Annotated in this window: 25 protein-coding genes; 18 read left to right on the top strand and 7 right to left on the bottom strand. The window is 70.9% G+C overall.

Features of this window, described 5'->3' with window-relative positions:
• Window positions 1-13 precede the first annotated feature (13 nt).
• The 6 genes from JJ691_RS28810 to JJ691_RS53430 all read right to left on the bottom strand — a co-directional run bounded on the left by JJ691_RS28810 (window position 14) and on the right by JJ691_RS53430 (window position 4,956).
• Complete coding sequence (locus tag JJ691_RS28810; protein WP_211762749.1) at window positions 14-1,342, bottom strand: sulfate adenylyltransferase subunit 1; 1,329 nt, start codon at window positions 1,340-1,342, stop codon at window positions 14-16.
• Window positions 1,342-2,250 carry a sulfate adenylyltransferase subunit CysD gene (gene cysD, locus JJ691_RS28805; protein ID WP_211762748.1) on the bottom strand — a complete coding sequence of 303 codons (909 nt, stop codon included), beginning with the start codon at window positions 2,248-2,250 and terminating at the stop codon, window positions 1,342-1,344. Before cysD ends, JJ691_RS28810 begins: the two co-directional genes overlap by 1 nt.
• Window positions 2,243-2,929, bottom strand: coding sequence for a phosphoadenylyl-sulfate reductase (locus tag JJ691_RS28800; RefSeq protein ID WP_211762747.1), 687 nt, complete (start codon window positions 2,927-2,929; stop codon window positions 2,243-2,245). Before JJ691_RS28800 ends, cysD begins: the two co-directional genes overlap by 8 nt.
• Window positions 2,926-3,072 carry an Insertion element protein gene (locus tag JJ691_RS28795; RefSeq protein ID WP_211762746.1) on the bottom strand — a complete coding sequence of 49 codons (147 nt, stop codon included), beginning with the start codon at window positions 3,070-3,072 and terminating at the stop codon, window positions 2,926-2,928. Before JJ691_RS28795 ends, JJ691_RS28800 begins: the two co-directional genes overlap by 4 nt.
• Window positions 3,069-4,751, bottom strand: coding sequence for a nitrite/sulfite reductase (locus JJ691_RS28790; protein ID WP_211762745.1), 1,683 nt, complete (start codon window positions 4,749-4,751; stop codon window positions 3,069-3,071). Before JJ691_RS28790 ends, JJ691_RS28795 begins: the two co-directional genes overlap by 4 nt.
• Before the next feature lie 115 nt (window positions 4,752-4,866).
• Window positions 4,867-4,956 carry a putative leader peptide gene (locus JJ691_RS53430; protein ID WP_442912462.1) on the bottom strand — a complete coding sequence of 30 codons (90 nt, stop codon included), beginning with the start codon at window positions 4,954-4,956 and terminating at the stop codon, window positions 4,867-4,869.
• 250 nt (window positions 4,957-5,206) lie between these two features.
• Between JJ691_RS53430 and hemW the strand changes: the two genes are divergently transcribed.
• From hemW to JJ691_RS28765, 5 genes are all read left to right on the top strand, one after another.
• Window positions 5,207-6,331 (top strand): radical SAM family heme chaperone HemW, encoded by a 1,125-nt coding sequence (hemW, locus tag JJ691_RS28785; RefSeq protein ID WP_249227077.1) that lies wholly within the window; start codon window positions 5,207-5,209, stop codon window positions 6,329-6,331.
• A gap of 103 nt (window positions 6,332-6,434) precedes the next feature.
• Window positions 6,435-7,994, top strand: a complete 1,560-nt coding sequence (locus JJ691_RS28780; protein ID WP_211762743.1) for a PstS family phosphate ABC transporter substrate-binding protein — start codon at window positions 6,435-6,437, stop codon at window positions 7,992-7,994.
• A gap of 247 nt (window positions 7,995-8,241) precedes the next feature.
• The gene (hrcA, locus tag JJ691_RS28775; protein ID WP_211762742.1) at window positions 8,242-9,264 is read left to right on the top strand and encodes a heat-inducible transcriptional repressor HrcA; all 1,023 of its coding nucleotides are present in this window, start codon (window positions 8,242-8,244) and stop codon (window positions 9,262-9,264) included.
• Window positions 9,265-9,322: 58 nt separating this feature from the next.
• On the top strand, window positions 9,323-10,492 hold the full coding sequence (gene dnaJ, locus JJ691_RS28770; protein WP_211762741.1) for a molecular chaperone DnaJ: 1,170 nt from the start codon (window positions 9,323-9,325) through the stop codon (window positions 10,490-10,492).
• Window positions 10,489-11,220, top strand: a complete 732-nt coding sequence (locus JJ691_RS28765; RefSeq protein WP_211762740.1) for a 16S rRNA (uracil(1498)-N(3))-methyltransferase — start codon at window positions 10,489-10,491, stop codon at window positions 11,218-11,220. The genes dnaJ and JJ691_RS28765 overlap by 4 nt, the downstream gene beginning before the upstream one ends.
• A gap of 201 nt (window positions 11,221-11,421) precedes the next feature.
• On the opposite strand, the gene JJ691_RS28760 is transcribed toward JJ691_RS28765, so the two are convergent.
• Window positions 11,422-11,967: a hypothetical protein gene (locus JJ691_RS28760; protein ID WP_211762739.1), complete on the bottom strand. Its 546-nt coding sequence runs from the start codon at window positions 11,965-11,967 to the stop codon at window positions 11,422-11,424.
• Window positions 11,968-12,036: 69 nt separating this feature from the next.
• Here JJ691_RS28760 and JJ691_RS28755 point away from each other — a divergent pair, with 69 nt between their 5' ends.
• The 13 genes from JJ691_RS28755 (at window position 12,037) to JJ691_RS28695 (ending at window position 21,397) form a co-directional block, all read left to right on the top strand.
• Complete coding sequence (locus tag JJ691_RS28755; protein WP_211762738.1) at window positions 12,037-12,645, top strand: TetR/AcrR family transcriptional regulator; 609 nt, start codon at window positions 12,037-12,039, stop codon at window positions 12,643-12,645.
• Window positions 12,642-12,992: a histidine triad nucleotide-binding protein gene (locus JJ691_RS28750; RefSeq protein ID WP_211762737.1), complete on the top strand. Its 351-nt coding sequence runs from the start codon at window positions 12,642-12,644 to the stop codon at window positions 12,990-12,992. The genes JJ691_RS28755 and JJ691_RS28750 overlap by 4 nt, the downstream gene beginning before the upstream one ends.
• A 105-nt stretch (window positions 12,993-13,097) precedes the next feature.
• Window positions 13,098-14,144: a PhoH family protein gene (locus JJ691_RS28745; RefSeq protein ID WP_211762736.1), complete on the top strand. Its 1,047-nt coding sequence runs from the start codon at window positions 13,098-13,100 to the stop codon at window positions 14,142-14,144.
• Window positions 14,145-14,149: 5 nt separating this feature from the next.
• Window positions 14,150-14,719, top strand: coding sequence for an rRNA maturation RNase YbeY (ybeY, locus tag JJ691_RS28740; RefSeq protein ID WP_211762735.1), 570 nt, complete (start codon window positions 14,150-14,152; stop codon window positions 14,717-14,719).
• Window positions 14,719-16,023 carry a hemolysin family protein gene (locus JJ691_RS28735; protein WP_211762734.1) on the top strand — a complete coding sequence of 435 codons (1,305 nt, stop codon included), beginning with the start codon at window positions 14,719-14,721 and terminating at the stop codon, window positions 16,021-16,023. Before ybeY ends, JJ691_RS28735 begins: the two co-directional genes overlap by 1 nt.
• Entirely contained in the window at window positions 16,016-16,351 is a 336-nt protein-coding gene (locus tag JJ691_RS28730; protein ID WP_211762733.1) for a cytidine deaminase, read from the top strand. Before JJ691_RS28735 ends, JJ691_RS28730 begins: the two co-directional genes overlap by 8 nt.
• A gap of 42 nt (window positions 16,352-16,393) precedes the next feature.
• Entirely contained in the window at window positions 16,394-17,308 is a 915-nt protein-coding gene (gene era / locus JJ691_RS28725; RefSeq protein ID WP_211762732.1) for a GTPase Era, read from the top strand.
• Window positions 17,309-17,432: 124 nt separating this feature from the next.
• Window positions 17,433-18,311 carry an RDD family protein gene (locus tag JJ691_RS28720; protein WP_211762731.1) on the top strand — a complete coding sequence of 293 codons (879 nt, stop codon included), beginning with the start codon at window positions 17,433-17,435 and terminating at the stop codon, window positions 18,309-18,311.
• Window positions 18,308-18,691 carry a DUF2752 domain-containing protein gene (locus JJ691_RS28715; protein WP_211762730.1) on the top strand — a complete coding sequence of 128 codons (384 nt, stop codon included), beginning with the start codon at window positions 18,308-18,310 and terminating at the stop codon, window positions 18,689-18,691. Before JJ691_RS28720 ends, JJ691_RS28715 begins: the two co-directional genes overlap by 4 nt.
• Window positions 18,692-18,712: 21 nt before the next feature.
• Window positions 18,713-19,543, top strand: coding sequence for a DNA repair protein RecO (recO, locus tag JJ691_RS28710; RefSeq protein WP_211762729.1), 831 nt, complete (start codon window positions 18,713-18,715; stop codon window positions 19,541-19,543).
• Window positions 19,524-20,138 carry a GNAT family N-acetyltransferase gene (locus JJ691_RS28705; RefSeq protein WP_211762728.1) on the top strand — a complete coding sequence of 205 codons (615 nt, stop codon included), beginning with the start codon at window positions 19,524-19,526 and terminating at the stop codon, window positions 20,136-20,138. The genes recO and JJ691_RS28705 overlap by 20 nt, the downstream gene beginning before the upstream one ends.
• 12 nt (window positions 20,139-20,150) lie before the next feature.
• Window positions 20,151-20,981, top strand: a complete 831-nt coding sequence (locus JJ691_RS28700; protein WP_211762727.1) for an isoprenyl transferase — start codon at window positions 20,151-20,153, stop codon at window positions 20,979-20,981.
• Window positions 20,978-21,397: a hypothetical protein gene (locus tag JJ691_RS28695; protein ID WP_211762726.1), complete on the top strand. Its 420-nt coding sequence runs from the start codon at window positions 20,978-20,980 to the stop codon at window positions 21,395-21,397. Before JJ691_RS28700 ends, JJ691_RS28695 begins: the two co-directional genes overlap by 4 nt.
• Window positions 21,398-21,412: the final 15 nt, after the last annotated feature.

Below are 21,412 nucleotides of genomic sequence, written 5' to 3'. Positions count from 1 at the left end.
GGTTCAGTCCCTTTCAGGGGCCGGGGGAGACGAGGTCCTGGGCGGCCGGCTCGGCCTCGGAGATTTCGGGCTGGTCCAGCTGCGACAGTGGCGCGCCGACGAGACCGCCGGCCAGCGTGCTGCCGTCGGCGGGGTCGATCACCAGGAACGCCCCGGTGCGACGGCTGTCCGCATAGTCATCGATCGGCAGCTGCTCCGCGCTACGCACCACAACGCGACCGATATCATTCAGTGACAATGATTCCGGCCCGTCCACACTGGACAGGGTCTGCTCGTCGAACCGGGACCGCAACTCCGTGACCAAGGCCTGGACAGTGCGGGCCCCGTGCTTGACAAGAACCCGCGCGCCGGGCCGCAGCGGCTTGTCGCCCAGCCAGCACAGCGTCGCGTCGAACTCGTCGGACAGCCGCGGCGGGGCCGCCGCGGCGGCGATCAGGTCGCCACGGGTGATGTCGACATCGTTGTCCAGCAACAACGTCACGGACTCGCCGGACTCGGCGGTCTGCTTGGGGCCGTGCGGCGTGTCGATGCCGGTGACCGTGCTGGAGATGCCCGAGGGCAGCACGACCACCTCGTCGCCCACGCTGATCTGGCCGGCGGCGATCTGACCGGCGTAACCGCGGTAGTCCGGGAACTCCGCGGTGCGCGGGCGGATCACGTACTGCACCGGGAAGCGGAACGGCGCGTCCTCGGCGTCGGCGTGCACCGGCACGGTCTCCAGGTGCTCCAACAGAGTTGGGCCCTCGTACCACGGCGTCTTGTCGCTGCGGTCCACCACGTTGTCGCCGACCAGCGCCGACACCGGGATGGTCACCACATTGGACTCCGGGAAGCCCAGCTCCGTGGCGTGCGCGCTGAACTCCTTGGCGATGCGGTTGTAGGTCTGCTCGTCGTAGCCGACCAGGTCGATCTTGTTCACCGCCAGCACCAGCTGCGGCACCCCCAGCAGCGCCAACACCGCCGCGTGCCGGCGGGTCTGCTCGACCACGCCGTTGCGGGCGTCCACCAGCAGCACGCCCAGCTGCGCGGTGGACGCGCCGGTCACGGTGTTGCGGGTGTACTGCACGTGCCCCGGGGTGTCGGCCAGCACGAAGGACCGCCTGGGCGTGGCGAAGTAGCGGTAGGCCACGTCGATGGTGATGCCCTGCTCCCGCTCCGAGCGCAGGCCGTCCACCAGCAGCGACAGGTCCGGAGTGGACAGTCCGCGGTCGGCCGAGGCCCGGTGCACCGCGTCCAGGGTGTCGGCCAGCACCGACTTGGTGTCGTAGAGCAGCCGGCCGACCAGCGTGGACTTGCCGTCGTCCACGCTGCCCGCGGTGGCCAACCTCAACAGCTGCGACATCAGAAGTAGCCCTCCCGCTTGCGATCCTCCATGGCGGCCTCGGACATGCGGTCGTCGGCGCGGGTGGCGCCGCGCTCGGTCAGCCGCGAGGCGGCGACCTCCGCGATGACGTCGGCGATGGTGGCGGCGGTGGACTCCACGGCCCCCGTGCAGGAGCCGTCGCCCACGGTGCGGTAGCGAACCGTCTTGCTCAGCAGGGTTTCCCCGTCGCGGGGCCCGCCCCACGGGCCCTCGGCCAGCCACATGCCGTCGCGCAGGTACACCTCGCGCTGGTGGGCGTAGTAGATGGCCGGGAGCTCGATGTCCTCGCGCTCGATATAGTGCCAGACGTCCAGCTCGGTCCAGTTGGACAGCGGGAACACCCGCACGTGCTCGCCCGGGCGGTGCCGGCCGTTGTACAGGTTCCACAGCTCCGGGCGCTGCCGGCGCGGCTCCCACTGGCCGAAGGCGTTGCGCAGGCTGAAGATGCGCTCCTTGGCCCGGGCCCGCTCCTCGTCCCGGCGGCCGCCGCCGAACACCGCGTCGAACTTGTGCGCGGTGATGGAGTCCAGCAGCGGCACGGTCTGCAGCGGGTTGCGGGTGCCGTCCGGGCGCTCGGTCAGCCGGCCGTCGTCGATCCAGTCCTGCACGGCCGCCACCTCCAGCCGCAGCCCGTGCTCGGCCACCACCTTGTCCCGGAACTCGATGACCTCCGGGAAGTTGTGGCCGGTGTCCACGTGCAGCAGCGCGAACGGCACCGGCGCCGGCCGGAACGCCTTGATCGCCAGGTGCAGCAACAGCGTGGAGTCCTTGCCGCCGGAGAACAGGATCACCGGCCGGTCGAACTCGCCGGCCACCTCGCGGAAGATGTGGATCGCCTCGGACTCCAGGGCGTCCAAGTTGTCGGCGATGGCCAGGGTTTCAGCCATGCAGACCACACTCCGTCTTGGACTGGCCGGCCCAGCGGCCGCTGCGCGGGTCCGCGCCCGGCGCCGGCCTGGCCGTGCACGGCGCGCAGCCGATGGACAGATATCCCTCGCTCACCAACGGGTTCTCCAGAATGCCGTGATCGGCGATGTAGGCGTTGAACTCGTCGTCGCTCCACGGCGCGATCGGATTGACCTTGACCAGCCCGTTGCGCTCGTCCCACTGCACGATCGGGGTGTTGGCCCGGGTCGGCGCGTCCACCCGCCGCACGCCGGTGACCCAGGCGTCGTACTTCGAGAGCGTCTGGCGCAGCGGCACCACCTTGCGCAGGAAGCAGCAGCGGTCCGGGGCGGTCTGGTTGAGCAGCCCGAACTCCGCCTCCTGGTCGGCCACCGACTGCTCGGCCTGGGCGTTGACGATGGTCAGCTTCGGGTAGACGGTGGCCACCGCGTCGCGGGTGCCGATGGTCTCCGGGAAGTGGTAGCCGGTCTCCAGGAACAGCACGTCCACGTCCGGCTTCACCTGTGCGGCCAGGTCGATCAGCACCGCGTCCTGCATGTTGGACGCCACGATCCACGACTCGCCGAAGTTCGCCGCCGTCCAGGCCAGGGCCTCGGCCGCGGTCGCCTCGGCCAGTTCGGCCGACGCCTTCTCGGCGAACTCCTTGAGATCCGCGCTCACTTGGTCACCACCAGTCCGACGAACTTCACGGTGAACACCCGACAGCACGCCGCGCAGCGCCACGCCGCGTGCGGCTCCTCCTCGGGACGCAGGTCCTCGTCCCCGCAGTACGGGCAGTACATGGGCACAGCTCGTTCGCTCACCGGAGATCCCCCTCCTCCGCGCGAGCGGCCCACTGCGCGAACCGCTCGCCCTCGGTGCGCTGCTCGACGAAGCGGCGCACCACCCGCTCCACGTAGTCGTTCAGCTCGGCGGCGGTCACCTTGTGGCCACGCAGCTTGCGACCGAAACCGGAGTCCAGGCCGAGGCCGCCGCCCAGGTGCACCTGGAAGCCCTCGCCCTGGTTGCCGTCCGCGTCGGTGACGATCTGACCCTTCAGGCCGATGTCCGCGGTCTGGATCCGGGCGCAGGAGTTGGGGCAGCCGTTGATGTGCACGGTCACCGGCACTTCCAGTTGCGCGTTCAGGTCGGCCAGCCGGTCCTCCAGCGCGGTGATCAGGTCGGCCGCGCGGCGCTTGGTCTCGACGATGGCCAGCTTGCAGAACTCGATGCCGGTGCAGGCCATCGTGGACCGCCGCCACGGCGATGGGGTGACCTGCAGGCCCAGTTTGTCCAGGTCCGCGCTCAGCGACTCCACCTCGGTGGCGGGGACGTCCAGCACCACCAGCTTCTGCTGCGGCGTGAGGCGGACCCGGCCCGAGCCGGCGCGCTCGGCGGCCTTGGCCAGCTCCACCAGCGTGGCGCCGGACACCCGACCGACGATCGGCGCAGCGCCCACGTAGCGCTTGCCGTCCTTCTGCTCGTGCACGCCGACGTGGTCATAGGGCACGGCCGGCGCTTCCGGCGCGGGGCCGTCGATCAGCGTCCGCTTCAGGTACTCGGTCTCCAGCACCTCGCGGAACCGCTCCGGACCCCAGTCCGCCACCAGGAACTTGATGCGGGCGCGGTGGCGCAGCCGGCGGTAGCCGTAGTCGCGGAAGACGCTGACCACGCCCTCCCACACGTCCGGCACCTCGGCCAGCGGCACCCAGGCGCCGAGGCGCTTGCCCAGCATCGGGTTGGTGGACAGGCCGCCGCCCACCCACAGGTCGAAGCCCGGCCCGTGCTCGGGGTGCTCGACGCCGACGAACGCGATGTCGTGGATCTCGTGGGCCACGTCCTGCAGGCCCGAGATGGCCGTCTTGAACTTGCGGGGCAGGTTCGAGTACTGCGGGTCGCCGATGTAGCGGCGGTTGATCTCCTCGATGGCCCAGGTGCCGTCGATGATCTCCTCGCTGGAGATGCCCGCGACCGGGGAGCCCAGCACCACGCGCGGGCAGTCGCCGCACGCCTCCGTGGTGGACAGGCCCACCGCCTCCAGCTTCTGCCAGATGGTGGGCACGTCCTCGATGCGGATCCAGTGGTACTGGATGTTCTGCCGGTCCGTGATGTCCGCGGTGTCCCGCGCGTACAGTTCGCCGATCTCGCCGATCACCCGCAGCTGCTCGGTGGTCAGCGCGCCGCCGTCGATGCGCACCCGCATCATGAAGTAGCGGTCGTCCAGCTCCTCCGGCTCCAGCACGGCGGTGCGGCCGCCGTCGATGCCGGGCTTGCGCTGCGTGTACAGGCCGTACCAGCGGAACCGGCCCCGCAGGTCGGCTGGGTCGATGGAGTCGAAGCCGCCGTGCGCGTAGATGTTCTCGATGCGGGCCCGGACGTTGAGCGGGTTGTCGTCCTTCTTGCTGCGCTCGTTCGGGTTGAGCGGCTCGCGGTAGCCAAGGGCCCACTGCCCCTCGCCCCGGCGGGCGTGACCGCGCTTCGGGGGTGCTGCTGGGGGGACCATGCTGGCGTCCTCCGGGGTTCAGGGCGTGGGGCACGCTGAACGAGGTCCCGGATGTGGTGGGGGACGCTTCGCCGGCGTGACCCGCGCCGGCGAGGATCGTGCGAACGGCTACGGGCTACCTGTCGGCAAGCCCGCACATCGCGCTGGAGACACGCTGGAAGTCGACGTGGCGGCGAACCACGAGGCGAAGTTCCAGCGCAGACATGTTTCCTAGCGTGCCACGCGTCCATGAGGTGGTCCACCGCCAACCGGATGGTGGGACGCTGTTCACGAACCCCCTGGTGAAGTGCTATGCAGCGGTTCCCGACATATGACTTCGGGTGACGCGCCGATCGCCCAGCGTCGTCGGGGAGACTGGGGGTGTGCCCTCAGCTCTGCCCGTAGCCGATCCCGCCCCCGCCGACGGTTCGCTGCCCTCGACCGCATTGCGCGGTCTCGGTAGCCGTCCATTCGGAATGTACGTACATGTTCCGTTCTGCGCTGTGCGCTGCGGCTACTGCGATTTCAACACATACACGCCCGGGGAACTGGGGTCCTCCGCCTCTCCCCAGAGTTGGCTGGACGGTCTGCGCCGGGAACTCGACCTGGCGGCGTCGGTGCTGGGGAACGCCCCCGTGGCCAACACCGTGTTCGTCGGCGGCGGCACCCCATCGCTGCTCGGCGCCGACGGTCTCGCCTCCGTGCTCGACGCCGTGCGGTCCTCGTTCGGCCTGGCCCCCGACGCCGAAGTGACCACCGAGTCCAACCCGGAGTCCACGTCCGTCGAGTTCTTCGCCGGCATCCGTGACGCTGGTTACACCCGGGTGTCCCTGGGCATGCAGTCCGCCGCACCCCATGTGTTGGCCGTGCTGGATCGCAAGCACACCGCCGGCCGCCCCGTGGCCGCCGCGCGTGAGGCCTTCGCCGCCGGCTTCGAGCACGTGAACCTGGACCTCATCTACGGCACGCCGGGGGAGCGGCCGTCCGATCTCCAGTCGTCACTGGACGCCGTGTTGTCGGCCGGCGTCGACCACGTCTCCGCCTACGCGTTGATCGTCGAGGACGGCACCGCCCTGGCGCGGCGGGTCAACCGTGGCGAGTTGCCCGCCCCCGACGACGACGTGCTCGCCTCGTACTACGAGATGCTCGACACCTCGCTGGAATCCGCCGGGCTGCACTGGTACGAGGTCTCCAACTGGGCCTCTTCGCCGGCAGCCCAGTGCCGCCACAACATCATCTACTGGCAGGGCGGCGACTGGTGGGGCGCCGGCCCCGGTGCCCACAGCCACGTCGGCGGCGTCCGCTGGTGGAACGTCAAGCATCCGGCCAAATACGCCGCGGAACTGGCCGCCGGCCGCTCGCCCGCCACCGGGCGGGAGACCCTGTCGGACGAGGACCGCCGGGTGGAACGGGTTCTGTTGGAGATCCGCCTTGCCGCCGGTCTCTCCGTGGACGCCCTGGATGCCGACGGTCTCGCCGCCACTGCGCAATGTGCCGCCGACGGCTTGCTGGAACCGGCCGCGTTGTCGGCGGGACGCTGTGTTCTGACGCCCCGCGGCCGGCTCCTGGCCGACGCGGTGGTTCGCCGTCTCCTGTCGTGACATCGCGGTGAACACGGGTCGAACAACTGCGCGTTGTTTGTGTGAGCGGCGCCACCCCTCCTTACCTTGATCATTCAGCTCCCTGCGCTGCGGAGGTGGAGTCGTGGTGGACCTGGCGACGGTGCTGGCGATTCTTGGCATTCTCGTGCCGATTGGCGCGTTTCTCGGGGAATTCGGAGTCATCAGGCAGAAGCGGCTCGGCTACCGCGTGCAGATGGACACCACGCCCACCGGTGTCGGCGCGGAGTACGCGGGGGCGTGGCAGCGGCTGGAGCACAGGGACGGCACGCGGCTGGTGGACCTGTCGTTCGCGCTGATCCGCATCGAGAACCTCGGCCGGGTCCATCTCGAGGAGAAGGACTACGCGTTTCCCGAGGCGGGCGACGTCGGCGTGCGGCTCCGCTTCCGCGGGCGCAAGGTCGCCGGAATCGTCGCGACGGAACCCAGCGACGAGAGCCTGATGTCGTACTTCGACGGGGACGCGCCGCCCGGGTTCGACCGACGGAACACCACCGAGGGCGACCACACCTTCGGCGTCGTGGACCTGCCCAAGGTGAAGCTGAACCGACGCGGGCACTACAAGGTGCTCGTAGTTTTGGAGCGGGCGGAGGGCGCGCCGCACAAACCCGAGGACCCCGAGGTGATCGGCACCATCGCCGGCGGTGTCCGTGACGGGAAGATTCGCGAGACCAAGAGCCGGACCGGGCTGCCCCCGTGGATCATCCCGACGGTCTCCGCGCTGGTGGCGGTCATTCTTCTCGAGCCGTTCGCACTCAACCTGCTCCGGGGAAACGCCGCCCCGATCGACTGCGCCAGCGGAAACGTCACCATCGTCGGATCCACCGCGTTCGCACCCGTGCTGCGCGAGGCCGCCGCCTCCTACCAGAAGTCCTGCCCCGACAGCTCGTTCGCATTCCAGACGCAGGGCAGCCAGGACGGTCTCAACGTGCTCAACCGGACCAAGAATACCGACACGGTCGCCTTCTCCGACGGCGACAAGGGTCAGGTCCTCGGCGACGAACTGCCCGCCCTGCTGCCGCGGCCCATCGCCTTCCTGCTGTTCACACTCGTGGCCAACAAGGGCGCCGGCGTGCAGGACCTCACCCTGGCCCAGGTCAAGGACATCTTCGCCGGGCGCGTCACCAACTGGAAGGACGTCGGCGGGAGCGACCTGCCCGTGCGCATCGTGGACCGGGAGAGTTCCTCCGGCACCCGCTCCACCCTGGAATACCACGTTCTCGGCGTCAGCGAGCCCGGCGAGAACTCCGACGACTGCGTGCACCCCAAGCTCGGCACCCCGGCCTCCGACGCCATCCGCTGCCGCCGCGGCGACACCGACAGTCTGCTCGACGCCGTCGCCCAGACCTCAGGCGCCATCGGCTACGCCGAACTCGGCGCCGCCAACAGCCGCGCCGACCTCAACCTCGTCAAGATCGCCGGCCAGCCCACCACCGTCGACACTGCCCTGCAGGCCGCCGACCACGGCGCCTACCCGTTCTGGCAGACCGAGTACGCCTACACCTACGGCGAGCCCAAGGCCGACTCCCTCGGGGCCAGCTTCCTGCGCTACCTCACCAACCAGGTCGGCCGCGATGTCATCCGCGCCCACGGCGACCGTCCCTGCGCCGAACTGGCCAACCCCGTCCTCTGCCGCCCCTCCTGACCTCCGCGTGTCACGCTCAGCGGCACACCGAATGTCGATTTCGTGCAGAACGAACCCTCATATCCCATGAGGTGAGCCCTCAGATCGACAACTCGGACAGCCGCGCCAGAGCTTGCCGTTCAGGCCTGGACCGCGCGCCCCGTGCTACGGCTGAGCTGCGAAGTCGGCAACAGGTGACCCTTGAGTCCGCCCCGCTCCGTAAACTTGTCGTGAGCACCGTTGTCGACCGGCCCGGAGGTGACGCCGCGTGAACGCTGATGAGCGCCGCTTCGAGGTGTTGCGCGCGATCGTCGCGGACTACGTCTCCAACCAGGAGCCGGTGGGGTCCAAGGCGCTGGTGGAGCGGCACAACCTGGGGGTGTCGAGCGCGACGGTGCGCAACGACATGGCGGTGCTCGAGGAGGACGGCTTCATCACCCAGCCGCACACGAGCGCGGGGCGGGTGCCCACGGACAAGGGGTACCGGCTGTTCGTGGACCGGATCAGCGAGGTGAAGCCGCTGTCGGCGGCGGAGCGGCGGGCGATCCAGAGCTTCCTCGAGGGCGCGATCGACCTGGACGACGTGCTGCGGCGCAGCGTCCGGATGCTGGCGCAGCTGACCCGGCAGGTGGCGGTGATCCAGTACCCGACGCTGACCCGCTCCACGGTCCGGCACCTGGAGGTCGTGCAGCTCACACCGGCCCGGCTGATGCTGGTGCTGATCACCGACGCGGGCCGCGTCGACCAGCGCATGGTGGAATTGGGCGACACGATCGACGACGAGGGCACGGCCCAGATCCGGGGTCTGCTGAACTCGGCGATGAACGGGCAGCGCCTGACCGACGCCTCGGCGCGGGTGGCGGAGCTGCCCACCCAGGTGCCGGCGGAGCTGCGCAACGCGATGCTGCGGGTGTCGACGGTGCTGGTGGAGACCCTGGTGGAACACCCGGAGGAGCGTCTGCTGCTGGGCGGCACGGCGAACCTGACGCGTAACGTGGCGGACTTCCCGGGCTCGCTGCGCCAGGTGCTGGAGGCGCTGGAGGAGCAGGTGGTGGTGCTGCGTCTGCTGGCGGCGGTGCGCGACCCGGGCACGGTGACGGTGCGCATCGGCAACGAGAACGAGGCCGAGGACCTGCGCAGCACCTCGGTGGTGTCGATCGGCTACGGCGGCGGGGGAACCCTGCTCGGGGGGATGGGCGTTGTCGGGCCGACGAGGATGGACTATCCGGGCGCCATGGCCGCCGTGCACGCGGTGGCCAACTACGTGGGCGACATCCTGACCGGGCGCTAGCCCGGGACAGGCAACGGGCCGGGTCCAGGGGTGATCCGGCAGGAGGACTGGAAAACAGGTGGCCAGGGACTATTACGGCACGCTGGGGGTCAGCCAGGACGCGACCCCCGAGGAGCTCAAACGCGCCTACCGCAAGCTCGCCAGGGAGCTGCACCCGGACGTCAACCCGGACGAGCAGGCGCAGGCGCGCTTCCGTGAGGTCACGGCCGCCTACGAGGTGCTGTCCGACCCGCAGAAGCGCAAGATCGTGGACCTCGGCGGCGACCCGCTGGGCAGCGGTTCGGGTGGCGGCGGGGCCGGCATGCGCGACCCGTTCGGCGGCGCGGGCTTCGGTCTCGGCGACATCATGGACGCCTTCTTCGGCGCGGCGACGGGTGGCGGCGGTGGCCGCGGGCCGCGCAGCCGTGTGCAGCCGGGCTCGGACGCCCTGCTGCGCATGGAGCTGACGCTGGACGAGTGCCTCACGGGCGTGAGCCGCGAGATCACGGTCGACACGGCGGTGCTGTGCGACCAGTGCCAGGGCGGCGGCTGTGCCCCCGGCACGACGACGCAGCAGTGTGACACCTGCCACGGCCGCGGCGAGATCCAGTCGGTGCAGCGCTCGTTCCTCGGCCAGGTGGTCACGGCCCGCCCGTGCCCGGTGTGCCGCGGCTACGGCGAGGTGATTCCGGAGCCGTGCCAGCAGTGCTCGGGCGACGGCCGGATCCGGGCCCGCCGCACGATCACGGTGCAGATCCCGGCCGGCGTGGCCGACGGCATGCGGGTGCGGCTGGCCAGCCAGGGCGAGGTCGGCCCGGGCGGCGGCCCCGCCGGCGACCTGTACGTCGAGGTGGACGAGCTGCAGCACGACACGTTCGAGCGGGAGGGCGCGAACCTGCACGGCACGCTGCGCATCCCGGTGACGACGGCGGCGCTGGGCGCGGTGCTCCAGCTCAAGACGCTGGACGGCACCGAGGAGCTGCGCATCGAGCCGGGCACGCAGCCGAACACCGAGCTGGTGCTGACCGGCCGCGGCATGCCGAAGCTGCGCTCGTCGGGCCGGGTCGACGGCCGCGGCGACATGTACGTGCACCTCCAGGTCGAGGTGCCCACGAAGCTGGACCCGAAGCAGGCGGATCTGCTGCGTGAGCTGGCGGCGCTGCGGGGCGAGGAGGAGCCGGAGCTGGCCTCGACCAACGGGCGCGGCCACGGCGGCCTGTTCTCCCGCCTGCGCAACAACCGCCGGTGACGACGCTGCCGGTCTTCCTGGTCGACAGCCTGCCGGCGGGTGACGCTGGCGTGCTGGACGGCCCGGAGGGCCATCACGCGGCCTCGGTGCGGCGGCTGCGCGTCGGCGAGGAGCTGGTGCTGGCCGACGGCCGCGGCGGCCGGGTGCGCTGCGGCATCGAGGCGGTGGAGCGGGACACGCTCCGCCTCGCGGTGCTGGAGCGCACGCACGTGCCGCCGCCGCAGCCGCGGGTGATCGTGGCGCAGGCGTTGGTGAAGGGCGATCGGGGCGAGCTCGCGGTGGAACTGGCCACGGAGGCCGGCGCGGACGCGATCGTGCCCTGGCGCGCCTCCCGGTGTGTAGCCCGATGGGATGAAGGTCCCCGCGGCGCAAAGGCCCTGGCCAAATGGCGGAACACCGTTCGCGAGGCGGCCAAGCAGTCCCGGCGGGCCTGGGTTCCGGAGGTCGCGGAGCCGGTGAGCACCGCCGAACTGGCGGCGCTGGCCGGCAAGGCGGCGAAGGCGATGGTGCTGCACGAATCGGCCACCGGGCGGCTCGCCGATCTTCCGTCAGACGGAGATCTGCTGCTCGTGGTGGGTCCGGAGGGCGGCATCAGCGCCGAGGAACTGGCCGTGCTGACCGACGCCGGCGCGGTCGCGGTCCGTCTCGGGCCGTCCGTGCTGCGCGCTTCTACCGCGGCCGCGGTCGCGCTGGGGGCGATCGGCGCGTTGTCTACCCGTTGGGGCTGACCAGAGCGATCAAGATGGCCGCCGCGTCAATCCGGTATGGCGCGAAGCCGTGAGCAGGGTCTACCCTTTGGCAACCAAGAATTTCCGACGCCCGAAAAGGCGTTGGCGCTATCCGCCGGACACCTCCCCCCTCGGTCCGGCGGCGGCCGCGCCGTAGCGGAGTGACCCCCAGGCTCCGCTGCGGCGCGGCATTTTTTGTGGTCAGCCCCGGATGCTGTCGGTCTTCACCGCGCGCGGGAACACCGTGTAGCTGAACGACCAGATGAAGTCGACGACCAGCACCACGGTCCAGAACCCGATGCCGGCCAGCAGCGCGCCGCCGCGCAGCACGTCGAACCCGGCGAGCGCGTAGCCGCCGGCCAGCAGCACGACGACCACCGCCCATTCGCCGGTCCGCCGGTAGAAGTCGGTGCGCTGCTTGCGGGCGAACTCCGCGCCGTACAGCCGCGGCTTGGGCTCCTTGGCCAGCTTGCGCCGCACCCAGCCATCCATCGCGTGCAGGTGGTGTCGCCCGGAGACGGCCACGATGCCGATGACGATCGCGCCGAACACGTGCGCGATGTCCGAGGTGCCGCCGCGGGCCAGGTCGATGGCCCCGGCGATGAGCACGGCCACGTAGCCGAGCGGGGACAGCGCCAGCAGCACCGCGCCGGTCCTCGGCATCTTCACCAGGTAGCGCACGACCAGGCCGGCCAGCAGCAGCACGAAGAAGCCGACCTCCGAGCCGATCACGAGCGTGAGTAGCACGTCGTCCCCCGTTTCAATACGAGCGTGTTAGTACGATCGTATTTATACCAGTTGTGTTAAAACGGTGCCATGCCCAAGGCTGTCGATCACCAGGCCCGTCGCCGCGAACTCGCCGAAGCGGTCTGGCGGGTGATCAGCGTGGACGGGGTGCACCGGGTGTCGGTGCGGTCTGTGGCCGCCGAGTCCGGCTGGTCCACCGGGTCGTTGCGGCACTACTTCCCGACCCAGGACGCGCTGCTGGTCTTCGCCATGGAGCTGCTCGCCGACAAGGCCAAGACCCGGATCGCCGCCATCGAGGACACCGGCACCCGGGGCGTCCTGCGCGGCATCGCCCATGCCCTGCTGCCGGCCGGCGACGAGCAGAGCATCGAGGTCGAGGTGTGGCTCGCCCTGCTGGCCCGAGCCCAGGTCGACCCGGGCCTGCGGCGCGCCGAGCGGGACAACCGGGAGGCGCTGCTCGCTGCCTTGTGCGGCCTGCTGTGGCGGGCCGCCGCGCAGGGCGAGCTGGCCGAGGACCGCCAACCCGAGCTGGAAGCCGTGCGGCTCAGCGCCCTGATCGACGGCCTGACCCTGGCCTGCGTGTACTCCGCCGAGCGGATCACCGTCGAGGCCGCCCTCGCCGTGGTCGACCGGCATCTGGACGACCTGCTGAACCCGGCGTCTACCCTGCCGGCATGACCGCGGACTGCCTGTTCTGCAAGATCGTCGCCGGCGACATTCCGGCGACCGTCGTCCACGACGGGGAGCGCACCCTCGCGTTCCGCGACATCAACCCGCAGGCCCGGGTGCACGTGCTGGTCGTGCCCAAGCAGCACCACGAGGACGCCGCCGCGCTGGCCGCCGCCGACCCCCGGCTGCTGGCCGAGGTGATCACCACCGGGGCCGAGGTGGCCAAGGCCGAGGGCATCGCCGACAGCGGCTACCGGTTCGTCTTCAACACCGGCGACGACGCCGGTCGCACCGTGTTCCACGCCCACCTGCACGTGCTGGGCGGAGAACAATTGGGTCTCTTTGGCCGGCCCTGACGGGTCAACTTGAATGCGCGCTGTCGGTGCCCCCGACTAGCATCGGGGTGAGAGCAGCAGTTCACCGACAGCGCGCGCACGCGCAGGAAGCAGGCCCGAGGCCAGGTGCCGTCAACACCCAAGAACGGTTCGTCGCCGGCTTCCCTCGCCGACACGGACGCCCAGTCCCGGTTCACCGTTCCCGACGAGGCGGTGTTGGCCCTGCTGGGCTCCCGCGACGAGAGCCTGCGGGCCGCCGAGGAACTCCTGGACGCCGACGTGCACGTCCGCGGCAACGAGGTGACGCTGACCGGCCGCCCGGCCGACGTGGCCTTCGCCGAGCGGGTGTTCGCCGAGCTGGTCACCCTGGCCCGCGGCGGACAGCAGGTCGGCCCGGACGCGGTCCGCCGCACCATCGCCATGCTGGAGGGCGGCGACGCCGAGTCCCCGGCCGAGGTGCTCAGCCTGGACATCCTGTCCCGGCGCGGCCGGGTGATCCGCCCCAAGACGCTCAACCAGAAGCGCTACGTCGACGCGATCGACGCCAACACCATCGTGTTCGGCATCGGCCCCGCCGGCACCGGCAAGACCTACCTGGCCATGGCCAAGGCCGTGCAGGCGCTGCAGGCCAAGCAGGTCAGCCGGATCATCCTGACCCGGCCGGCGGTCGAGGCCGGCGAGCGGCTGGGCTTCCTGCCGGGCACCCTGTTCGACAAGATCGACCCGTACCTGCGGCCGCTCTACGACGCGCTGCACGACATGGTCGAGCCCGAGTCGATCCCGCGGCTGATGCAGGCCGGCACCATCGAGGTGGCGCCCCTGGCATACATGCGTGGTCGGAGCCTGAATGAGGCCTTCATCATCCTGGACGAGGCGCAGAACACCACGCCCGAGCAGATGAAGATGTTCCTCACCCGGCTCGGCTTCGGCTCCAAGATCGTGGTCACCGGCGACATCACCCAGGTCGACCTGCCCGGCGGGCAGCGCAGCGGCCTGCGGGTGGTGCAGGACATCCTGGCCGGCGTGCCCGACATCCACTTCTCGGTGCTGACCAGCCAGGACGTGGTGCGCCACCGGCTGGTCGGGGACATCGTGGACGCCTACGACAAGTGGCAGGCCGGCCAGGAGGCCGGACCCGGTGTGCAGACCAAGCAGGGCGGCCGGGGACGATAGGGCCCGTGAGTATCGAGATCGCCAACGAGGCCGGCGTCGGCGTCGACGAGGCCAGCATCGTCGCCGTCGCCCGCTTCGCGCTGGACCGGATGGGCGTCAGCCCGCTCGCCGAGCTGTCCGTGCTGCTGGTCGACCTGGACGTGATGGCCGACCTGCACGAGCGCTGGATGGACCTGCCCGGTCCGACCGACGTGATGGCGTTCCCGATGGACGAGCTGGACTCGGCCCGCCGCCCCGACGCCGCCGGCGTCGGCCCGGCCCTGCTCGGCGACATCGTGCTGTGCCCGGCCTTCGCCAAGGACCAGGCCCGCAAGGCCGGCCACGGCCTGCTCGACGAGCTGCACCTGCTCACCGTGCACGGCGTGCTGCACCTGCTCGGCTACGACCACGCCGAGCCGGCCGAGGAGCGGGAGATGTTCACGCTCCAGAACCGGATCCTGGCCGACTACCGGGACACCAAGGAGTCGGCCGCCCGCGCCGCGCAGCAGCGCAGCAACGACGACCGCGTGCTGGGCGCCGTCGGCCTGGCCGAGGAAGAGGACAAGCCCGCGGCCGCGGACCCCGACGCCGGCTGATGGGCGCCGGTGCCGTGGTGCCGATGCTGCTGTGCGCGGTCGTGCTCGTGCTGGCGGCCGGCGCCTTCGCCTGCGCCGACGCCGCGCTGGGCACCGTGTCCCGGGCCCGGGTCGAGGAGCTGCTGCGGCAGCGCCGCGCCGGGGCCCACCAGCTCCAGCTGCTGATCGAGGACCGGCCGCGGCACATCAACCTGCTGTTGCTGCTGCGGCTGGGCTGCGAGTTGGCCGCGACCGTGCTGATCACGGCGTTCTGCCTGCAGGCCGTCACCCCGGGCTGGCTGGCCCTGGTGGTGGCCGGTGTGGCGATGGTCGTCGTCTCGTACGTGTTGATCGGCGTCGGCCCGCGCACAGTCGGCCGCCAGCACCCGTACGGCGTGATGCTGCTGGCCGCCGGCCCGGTGCGGGTGCTGGGCCGGGTGCTGGGACCGCTGAGCCGGCTGCTGATCCTGATCGGCAACGCGATCACCCCGGGCCGCGGCTTCCGCGAGGGCCCGTTCTCCACCGAGGTCGAGCTGCGCGAGCTGGTCGACCTGGCCGGCGAGCGCGGCGTGGTCGACGAGGACGAGCGGGAGATGATCCACTCCGTCTTCGAGCTGGGCGGCACCATCGCCCGCGAGGTGATGGTGCCGCGTACCGAGATCATCTGGATCGAGCAGGCCAAGTCGGTCCGTCAGGCGCTGGCCCTGTCCCTGCGCACCGGCTACAGCCGCATCCCGGTGATCGGCGAGAGCGTCGACGACGTAGTCGGCGTGGTCAACATCAAGGACCTGGCCCGGGCTTCGGTCGAGGGCGGCGCCCAACAGCCCATCGACCAGACCGTGCGGGACCTGATGAAGCCGGCCGTGTTCGTGCCCGACACCAAGCGGCTGGACGACCTGCTGCGGCAGATGCAGGTCACGCACAACCACCTGGCCATCGCCGTCGACGAGTACGGCGGCACCGCCGGCCTGCTCACCATCGAGGACATCCTGGAGGAGATCGTCGGCGAGATCACCGACGAGTACGACCAGGACGAGCGGCCCCCGGTCGAGCAGGTCGACGAGGACACCTACCGGGTCAGCGCCCGGCTGCCGGTCGAGGACTTCGCCGAGCTGTTCGGCGTGGAGTTGGACGACTCGGACGTGGAGACCGTGGGCGGGCTGATGGCCCAGCGGCTGGGCCGGGTGCCGCTGCCCGGGGCCGAGGCCGAGATCGCCGGCCTGTGGCTGCGGGCCGAGGGCGGCAAGGACAACAGGGGCCGGGTCCGGATCACCACCGTGGTGGCCCGGCGCGGCGAACGTGAGAGGAACGGCGAGCGTGTCTGAACTGGACCCCGAGGACGCCAAGATCGTGACCCTGGCCCGGTCGGCCCGTGCCCGCACCGGCGCCGCCGAGGGCGCCGCGGTCCGGGACACCGACGGCCGCACCTACGCCGCCAGCACGGTCGCGCTGCCGTCGCTGCGGCTGACCGCGTTGCAGGCCGCGGTGGCTGCTGCGGTGGCCAGCGGGGCTCCCGGCCTGGAGGCGGCGGCGGTCGTCACCGAGGCCGGCAAGGTCGACGACGAGTCGCGGGCCGCGGTCCGGGACCTCACCGAAGCCGCGTACGTGCTGATCGCCGACCCGTCCGGGACCGTGGTCGACACGCAGCGTTAGACCCGGGCGCGCACGTTCGGAGCAACCAGCGAGAATAAAACGATGACCAGCGACATCACCCCTGCCGAGCACCGCTCCGGGTTCGCGTGCTTCGTCGGCCGGCCCAACGCGGGCAAGTCGACGCTGACCAACGCGCTGGTCGGCGCCAAGGTGGCGATCACCTCCAGCAAGCCGCAGACCACCCGGCACACCATCCGCGGCGTGGTGCACCGGCCGGACGCGCAGCTGATCATCGTGGACACGCCCGGCCTGCACCGGCCGCGCACCCTGCTCGGCCAGCGGCTCAACGACCTGGTCATGGAGACCTGGTCGGAGGTCGACGTGGTCGGCCTGTGCGTGCCCGCCGACCAGAAGGTCGGCCCCGGCGACAAGTTCATCGCCAGCGAGCTGGCCAAGGTGGCCAAGCGCACGCCGGTGCTGGGCATCGTCACCAAGACCGACCTGGTGCCCCAGCAGCAGGTCGCCGAGCAGCTGCTGGCGCTGCAGAAGGTGATGGACTTCGCCGACCTGATCCCGGTGTCGGCCCAGGACGGCTACCAGCTCGACACCCTGGCCGACCTGCTGGTGGGCCGGCTGCCCGAGGGGCCGCGGCTGTACCCGGACGGGGAGCTGACCGACGAGCCGGAGGCCACCCTGGTCGCCGAGCTGATCCGGGAGGCCGCGCTGGAGGGCGTGCGCGACGAGCTGCCGCACTCCATCGCCGTGGTGGTGGAGGAGATGCGCCCGCGCGAGGGCCGCGACGACCTGATCGACGTGCACGCCAACCTGTTCGTGGAGCGCACCAGCCAGAAGGCGATCATCCTGGGGCACAAGGGGGAGCGGCTCAAGCAGGTGGGCACCACCGCCCGCCGCCAGATCGAGCGGCTGCTCGGCTCCCGGATCTTCCTCGACCTGCACGTGAAGATCGCCAAGGACTGGCAGCGCGACCCCAAACAGCTCCGCCGGCTGGGCTTTTAGATCACACGTTGGGGCGGATCAGTAAAGATCGGGCCGCGAGTTGCGCCAAATGCCTGGCGGGAGCCGCCGAGCGCCCTATAGTTCCTCGCGCTTTGGCAGGTAAAAACCAGTCCAGGAGTTCGTCGTGACGACACCGCCCCCCGGCTTCGACCCGCAGGGTCAGCAGCCCAATCCGTATGGTCAGCAGCCCTACGGGCAGCAGCCGCAGACCCCGCCGCCGGGCTTCAGCCAGCCGGGGTACGGGGCGCCGCAACAGCCGTACGACCCGAACTCACAGCAGTTCGGGCAGCAGCCCTACGGCCAGGCGTCCCCGCCGTACGGCACGCCGCAGCAGCCCTACGACCCGAACCAGCAGCAGGCCTACGGGCAGCAGCCGCAGTACGGCCAGCAGCCGTACGGCGCGCAGCAGCCCTACGCCGGGCAGCCCCTGCAGTACCAGGCCGGCGGGATCTACACCCAGATCCCGGGGCTGGGCACGGTGCCGCTCGCGTCGATGGGCAACCGCTTCCTCGCCCGGCTGATCGACGGCGTCATCATCGGCATCCCGGCCGGCATCCTCATGGGCATCATCACCGCGGCCCTGGCCACCAGCGCGGCACAGGACGCGCAGAACGCCTACCACTACGACCCGACCACCGGCACCGTCGTCGGGGATCCCAACGCGGCCGCGGCGACCGGTCTGGGCTTCTTCGGCGTGATCCTGCTGATCCCGGTGATCATGGTCGTGCTGCAGTGCGTCTACGAGGCGACGATGCTCGGCCTCAAGGGCGCCACCTTGGGCAAGATGGCGCTGGGCGTGCGGGTCGTTCGCGAGGACAACGGCCAGCTCCCCGGCCTCGGCAAGGGGTTCGGCCGGGTGGGCACGATGTTCGGCCCCTGGATCGTGCCGTGCCTGGGCAGCATCTGGATCCTGCTGTGCTACCTCTCGCCGCTGTTCGACAACCAGCGCCGTCAGGGCTGGCACGACAAGGCGGTCAAGACGCTGGTCATCGCGACCAAGTGAGCACGCTGACCCGCCTGCGGGTGACCCCGGCCGTCGTCGCCGCGACGGCGACGGCCGGGGCGCTGCTGGGCACCGGGATCGTCAGCATCCCGTGCTGGTTCCACGCGCTCACCGGTGCCGACTGCCCGTTCTGCGGCGGCAGTCGGGCGCTGGGCGCGCTGCTGCACGGCGACCTGGCCGGCGCGCTGCGCTTCAACGCCTTCGCCGTGCTCCTGCTGCTGCCGGCCGCGGTCGCCGGCCTGGTCCTGCTGGCCCGCATCGAGCTGGGCCGGCCCATCCCGTCGTGGCGGACCCGCCGCGCCGGGCTGGTCGCGCTGGGGATCGCCGCCGTCGCCTGGTGGCTGGTCCGTGACCTCGCGTTCCCCCAGCTTCAGGTGTGACGCGCGTGGGATGATTGACGGGTGAGCCTGTACCGAGACACCTGCGTCGTGCTGCGGGTGCAGAAGCTCGGCGAGGCCGACCGGATCATCACGCTGCTGTCCCAGCGGCACGGCAAGATCCGGGCCGTTGCCAAGGGCGTGCGCCGCACGTCCTCCCGGTTCGGCGCCCGGCTGGAGCCGTTCGGCCACGTCGACGCGCAGTTCTACACCGGGCGCACGCTGGATGTGATCACCCAGGTGGAGACGGTCGACGCCTTCGGCGTCGGCCTCGTCGACGACTACGCCCGGTACACGGCCGCCTGTGCGGTGCTGGAGACCGCCGACCGGCTCACCGCCGAGGAGGGCGAGCCGGTGCTGCGGCTGTACATGCTGGTCGTCGGCGCGCTGCGGGCGCTGTCCGGCCGGCAGCGTGAAGCCGGCCTGGTGCTCGACGCTTTTCTCTTGCGCGCCATGGGTTTCGCCGGCTGGGCGCCGGCCGTCACCGAGTGCGCGCGGTGCGGCACGCCCGGCCCGCACGCCGCGTTCAGCGTGCCCGCCGGCGGCTCGGTGTGCGGCACCTGCCGGCCGCCCGGCTCGGCCAGCCCGTCCGGTGAGACGCTCGGCCTGCTCGATGCGCTCACCCACGGTGACTGGGAGCGGGTGGACCGGACCCAGCCGTCCAGCAAGCGCGAGGCCAGCGGCCTGGTCGCCGCGCATCTCCAGTGGCATCTCGAACGGCAGCTGCACTCGCTGCCACTGGTGGAGCGCCGCGTGTCGGCCACCGCCATCGACCGGCTCGCCGCCCAGATCCGCGCCGTGGTGGCAGATCGACAGGAAACAGTGGGGGAGAGCCTTGATCCTGCGTCCAGCTGAGCCCGACGACCTCCAGGCCGTGCACGACATCTGCGTCGAGACGGCCACCCAGCGCGACCTCGACGACCTGGACCTGATCGGCTACATCTTCGCCGATCCGTACCTGGCCCTGGTGCCGGAGCTGTGCTTCGTCATCGCCGACGACGAGGGCGTCGCCGGCTACACCGTGGGCGCGGTCGACACCGCCGAGTTCTATGCCCGGTGGCGGGCCGAGTGGACGCCGCGCTTCGCCGATCGCTATCCGAAGCCGGCCCAGGAGACCAACCGGTACGAGTCGCTCGTGCTGTCGCTGCACAACCCGGAGCGCTTCCTGCCGGCGACACTCGGCGGCTACCCGTCGCACCTGCACATCAACCTGGACGCGCGGGCCCGGCGGCAGGGCTGGGGCACCAAGCTGCTCGACGCCCTGTTCGACGTGCAGCGCCAGGCCGGGTCGCCCGGCGTGCACCTCACGACGTCCACCACCAACACCCGGGCCATCGCCTTTTACCACACCTTGGGGTTCGAGGTGCTCGATCGACCGGGAAACGCGACCGTGATGGGACTCCGCTTCGACGGTTCGGGCAGGATGGAGGCATCCCCATCCCGATCGTGAGGAGCTGGCCTGATGCTGCGTAGGCAGCTGCGCGGACGCAACGACCCCACCGTGAGGCCGCCCGACCCGCACGCCAGCGGCGCCCGGCCGCCGCGCATCCCGCTGGAGTTCGTGCCCAAGCACGTGGCCCTGGTGATGGACGGCAACGGCCGCTGGGCCAACATGCGGGGGCTGCCCCGCGTCGAGGGGCACAAGCGCGGCGAGGCCGTCGTACTCGACGTGGCGAAGGGGGCCATCGAGCTCGGCGTGAAGTGGATCTCGCTGTACGCCTTCTCCACCGAGAACTGGAAGCGCAGCCCCGACGAGGTGAAGTTCCTGATGAACTTCAACCGGGACGTGATCCACCGGCGCACCGACGAGCTCGACGAGATGGGCGTGCGCATCCGCTGGGCCGGCCGCCGGCCGCGGCTGTGGCCCAGCGTGGTCAACGAGCTGCAGAAGGCCGAAGAGCGCACCAAGAACAACGACGTGCTCAACCTGACCATGTGCGTGAACTACGGTGGCCGAGCCGAGATCGGCGACGCCGCCCGCGAGGTCGCCCGGCTGGTGGCCGCCGGCAAGCTCAACCCCGACAAGGTGGATGAGCGCACCCTGGCCAAGCACCTCTACCACGCCGACATGCCCGACGTGGACCTGTTCATCCGGCCCTCCGGCGAGCAGCGCATCTCCAACTTCATGCTGTGGCAGTCCGCCTACGCCGAGCTGGTGTTCCAGGACATCCTGTGGCCCGACTTCGATCGGCGTGACCTCTGGGCGGCCTGTGAGGCGTATGCCCGTAGGGACCGCCGCTTCGGCGGCGCCGAGGATGCTCCGTCGGAAGAGATGCAGGAGGTTGCCCGGTGACCGACGACGAGGCGCAGACCACCGCCCGCCTGCTCACCGCCGCCCGTGAGGCGCTGGAGCTGTTCCACGAGGTGCACGTCGACGACGACGGCGCCCTAAGCTTCCGTCACGGCGACGTGCCGTGCGCCGTGCAGGCCATGCAGATCGCCGAGGGGCTGACCCTGCTCAGCCTCACCTGCGTCGTCGCCTGGGACCTGCCCGACGACCCCGCCCTGGCCGTTTCCGCCGCCGAGCGCGCCGGCCAGGGCCTGTTCGGCACCCTCGGCGTTGTGCACACCGAGCGGGGGATGGACGTCACCCTCCGGTACGCCTTCCCCGCCGACAACCTCGAGTCCTCGCCGCTGTCCACCATCCTCATGCTGGTCGTGTCCACCGCTTCGCAGCTGCGGGCCGACCTCCTGGCCAGCGTCGAATGACCACCGCCAAACACC

It is taken from the genome of Kutzneria sp. CA-103260 (assembly GCF_018263855.1).
Classification (GTDB): Bacteria; Actinomycetota; Actinomycetes; order Mycobacteriales; family Pseudonocardiaceae; genus Kutzneria.
This window is presented reverse-complemented; position numbering and strand designations above follow the sequence as displayed.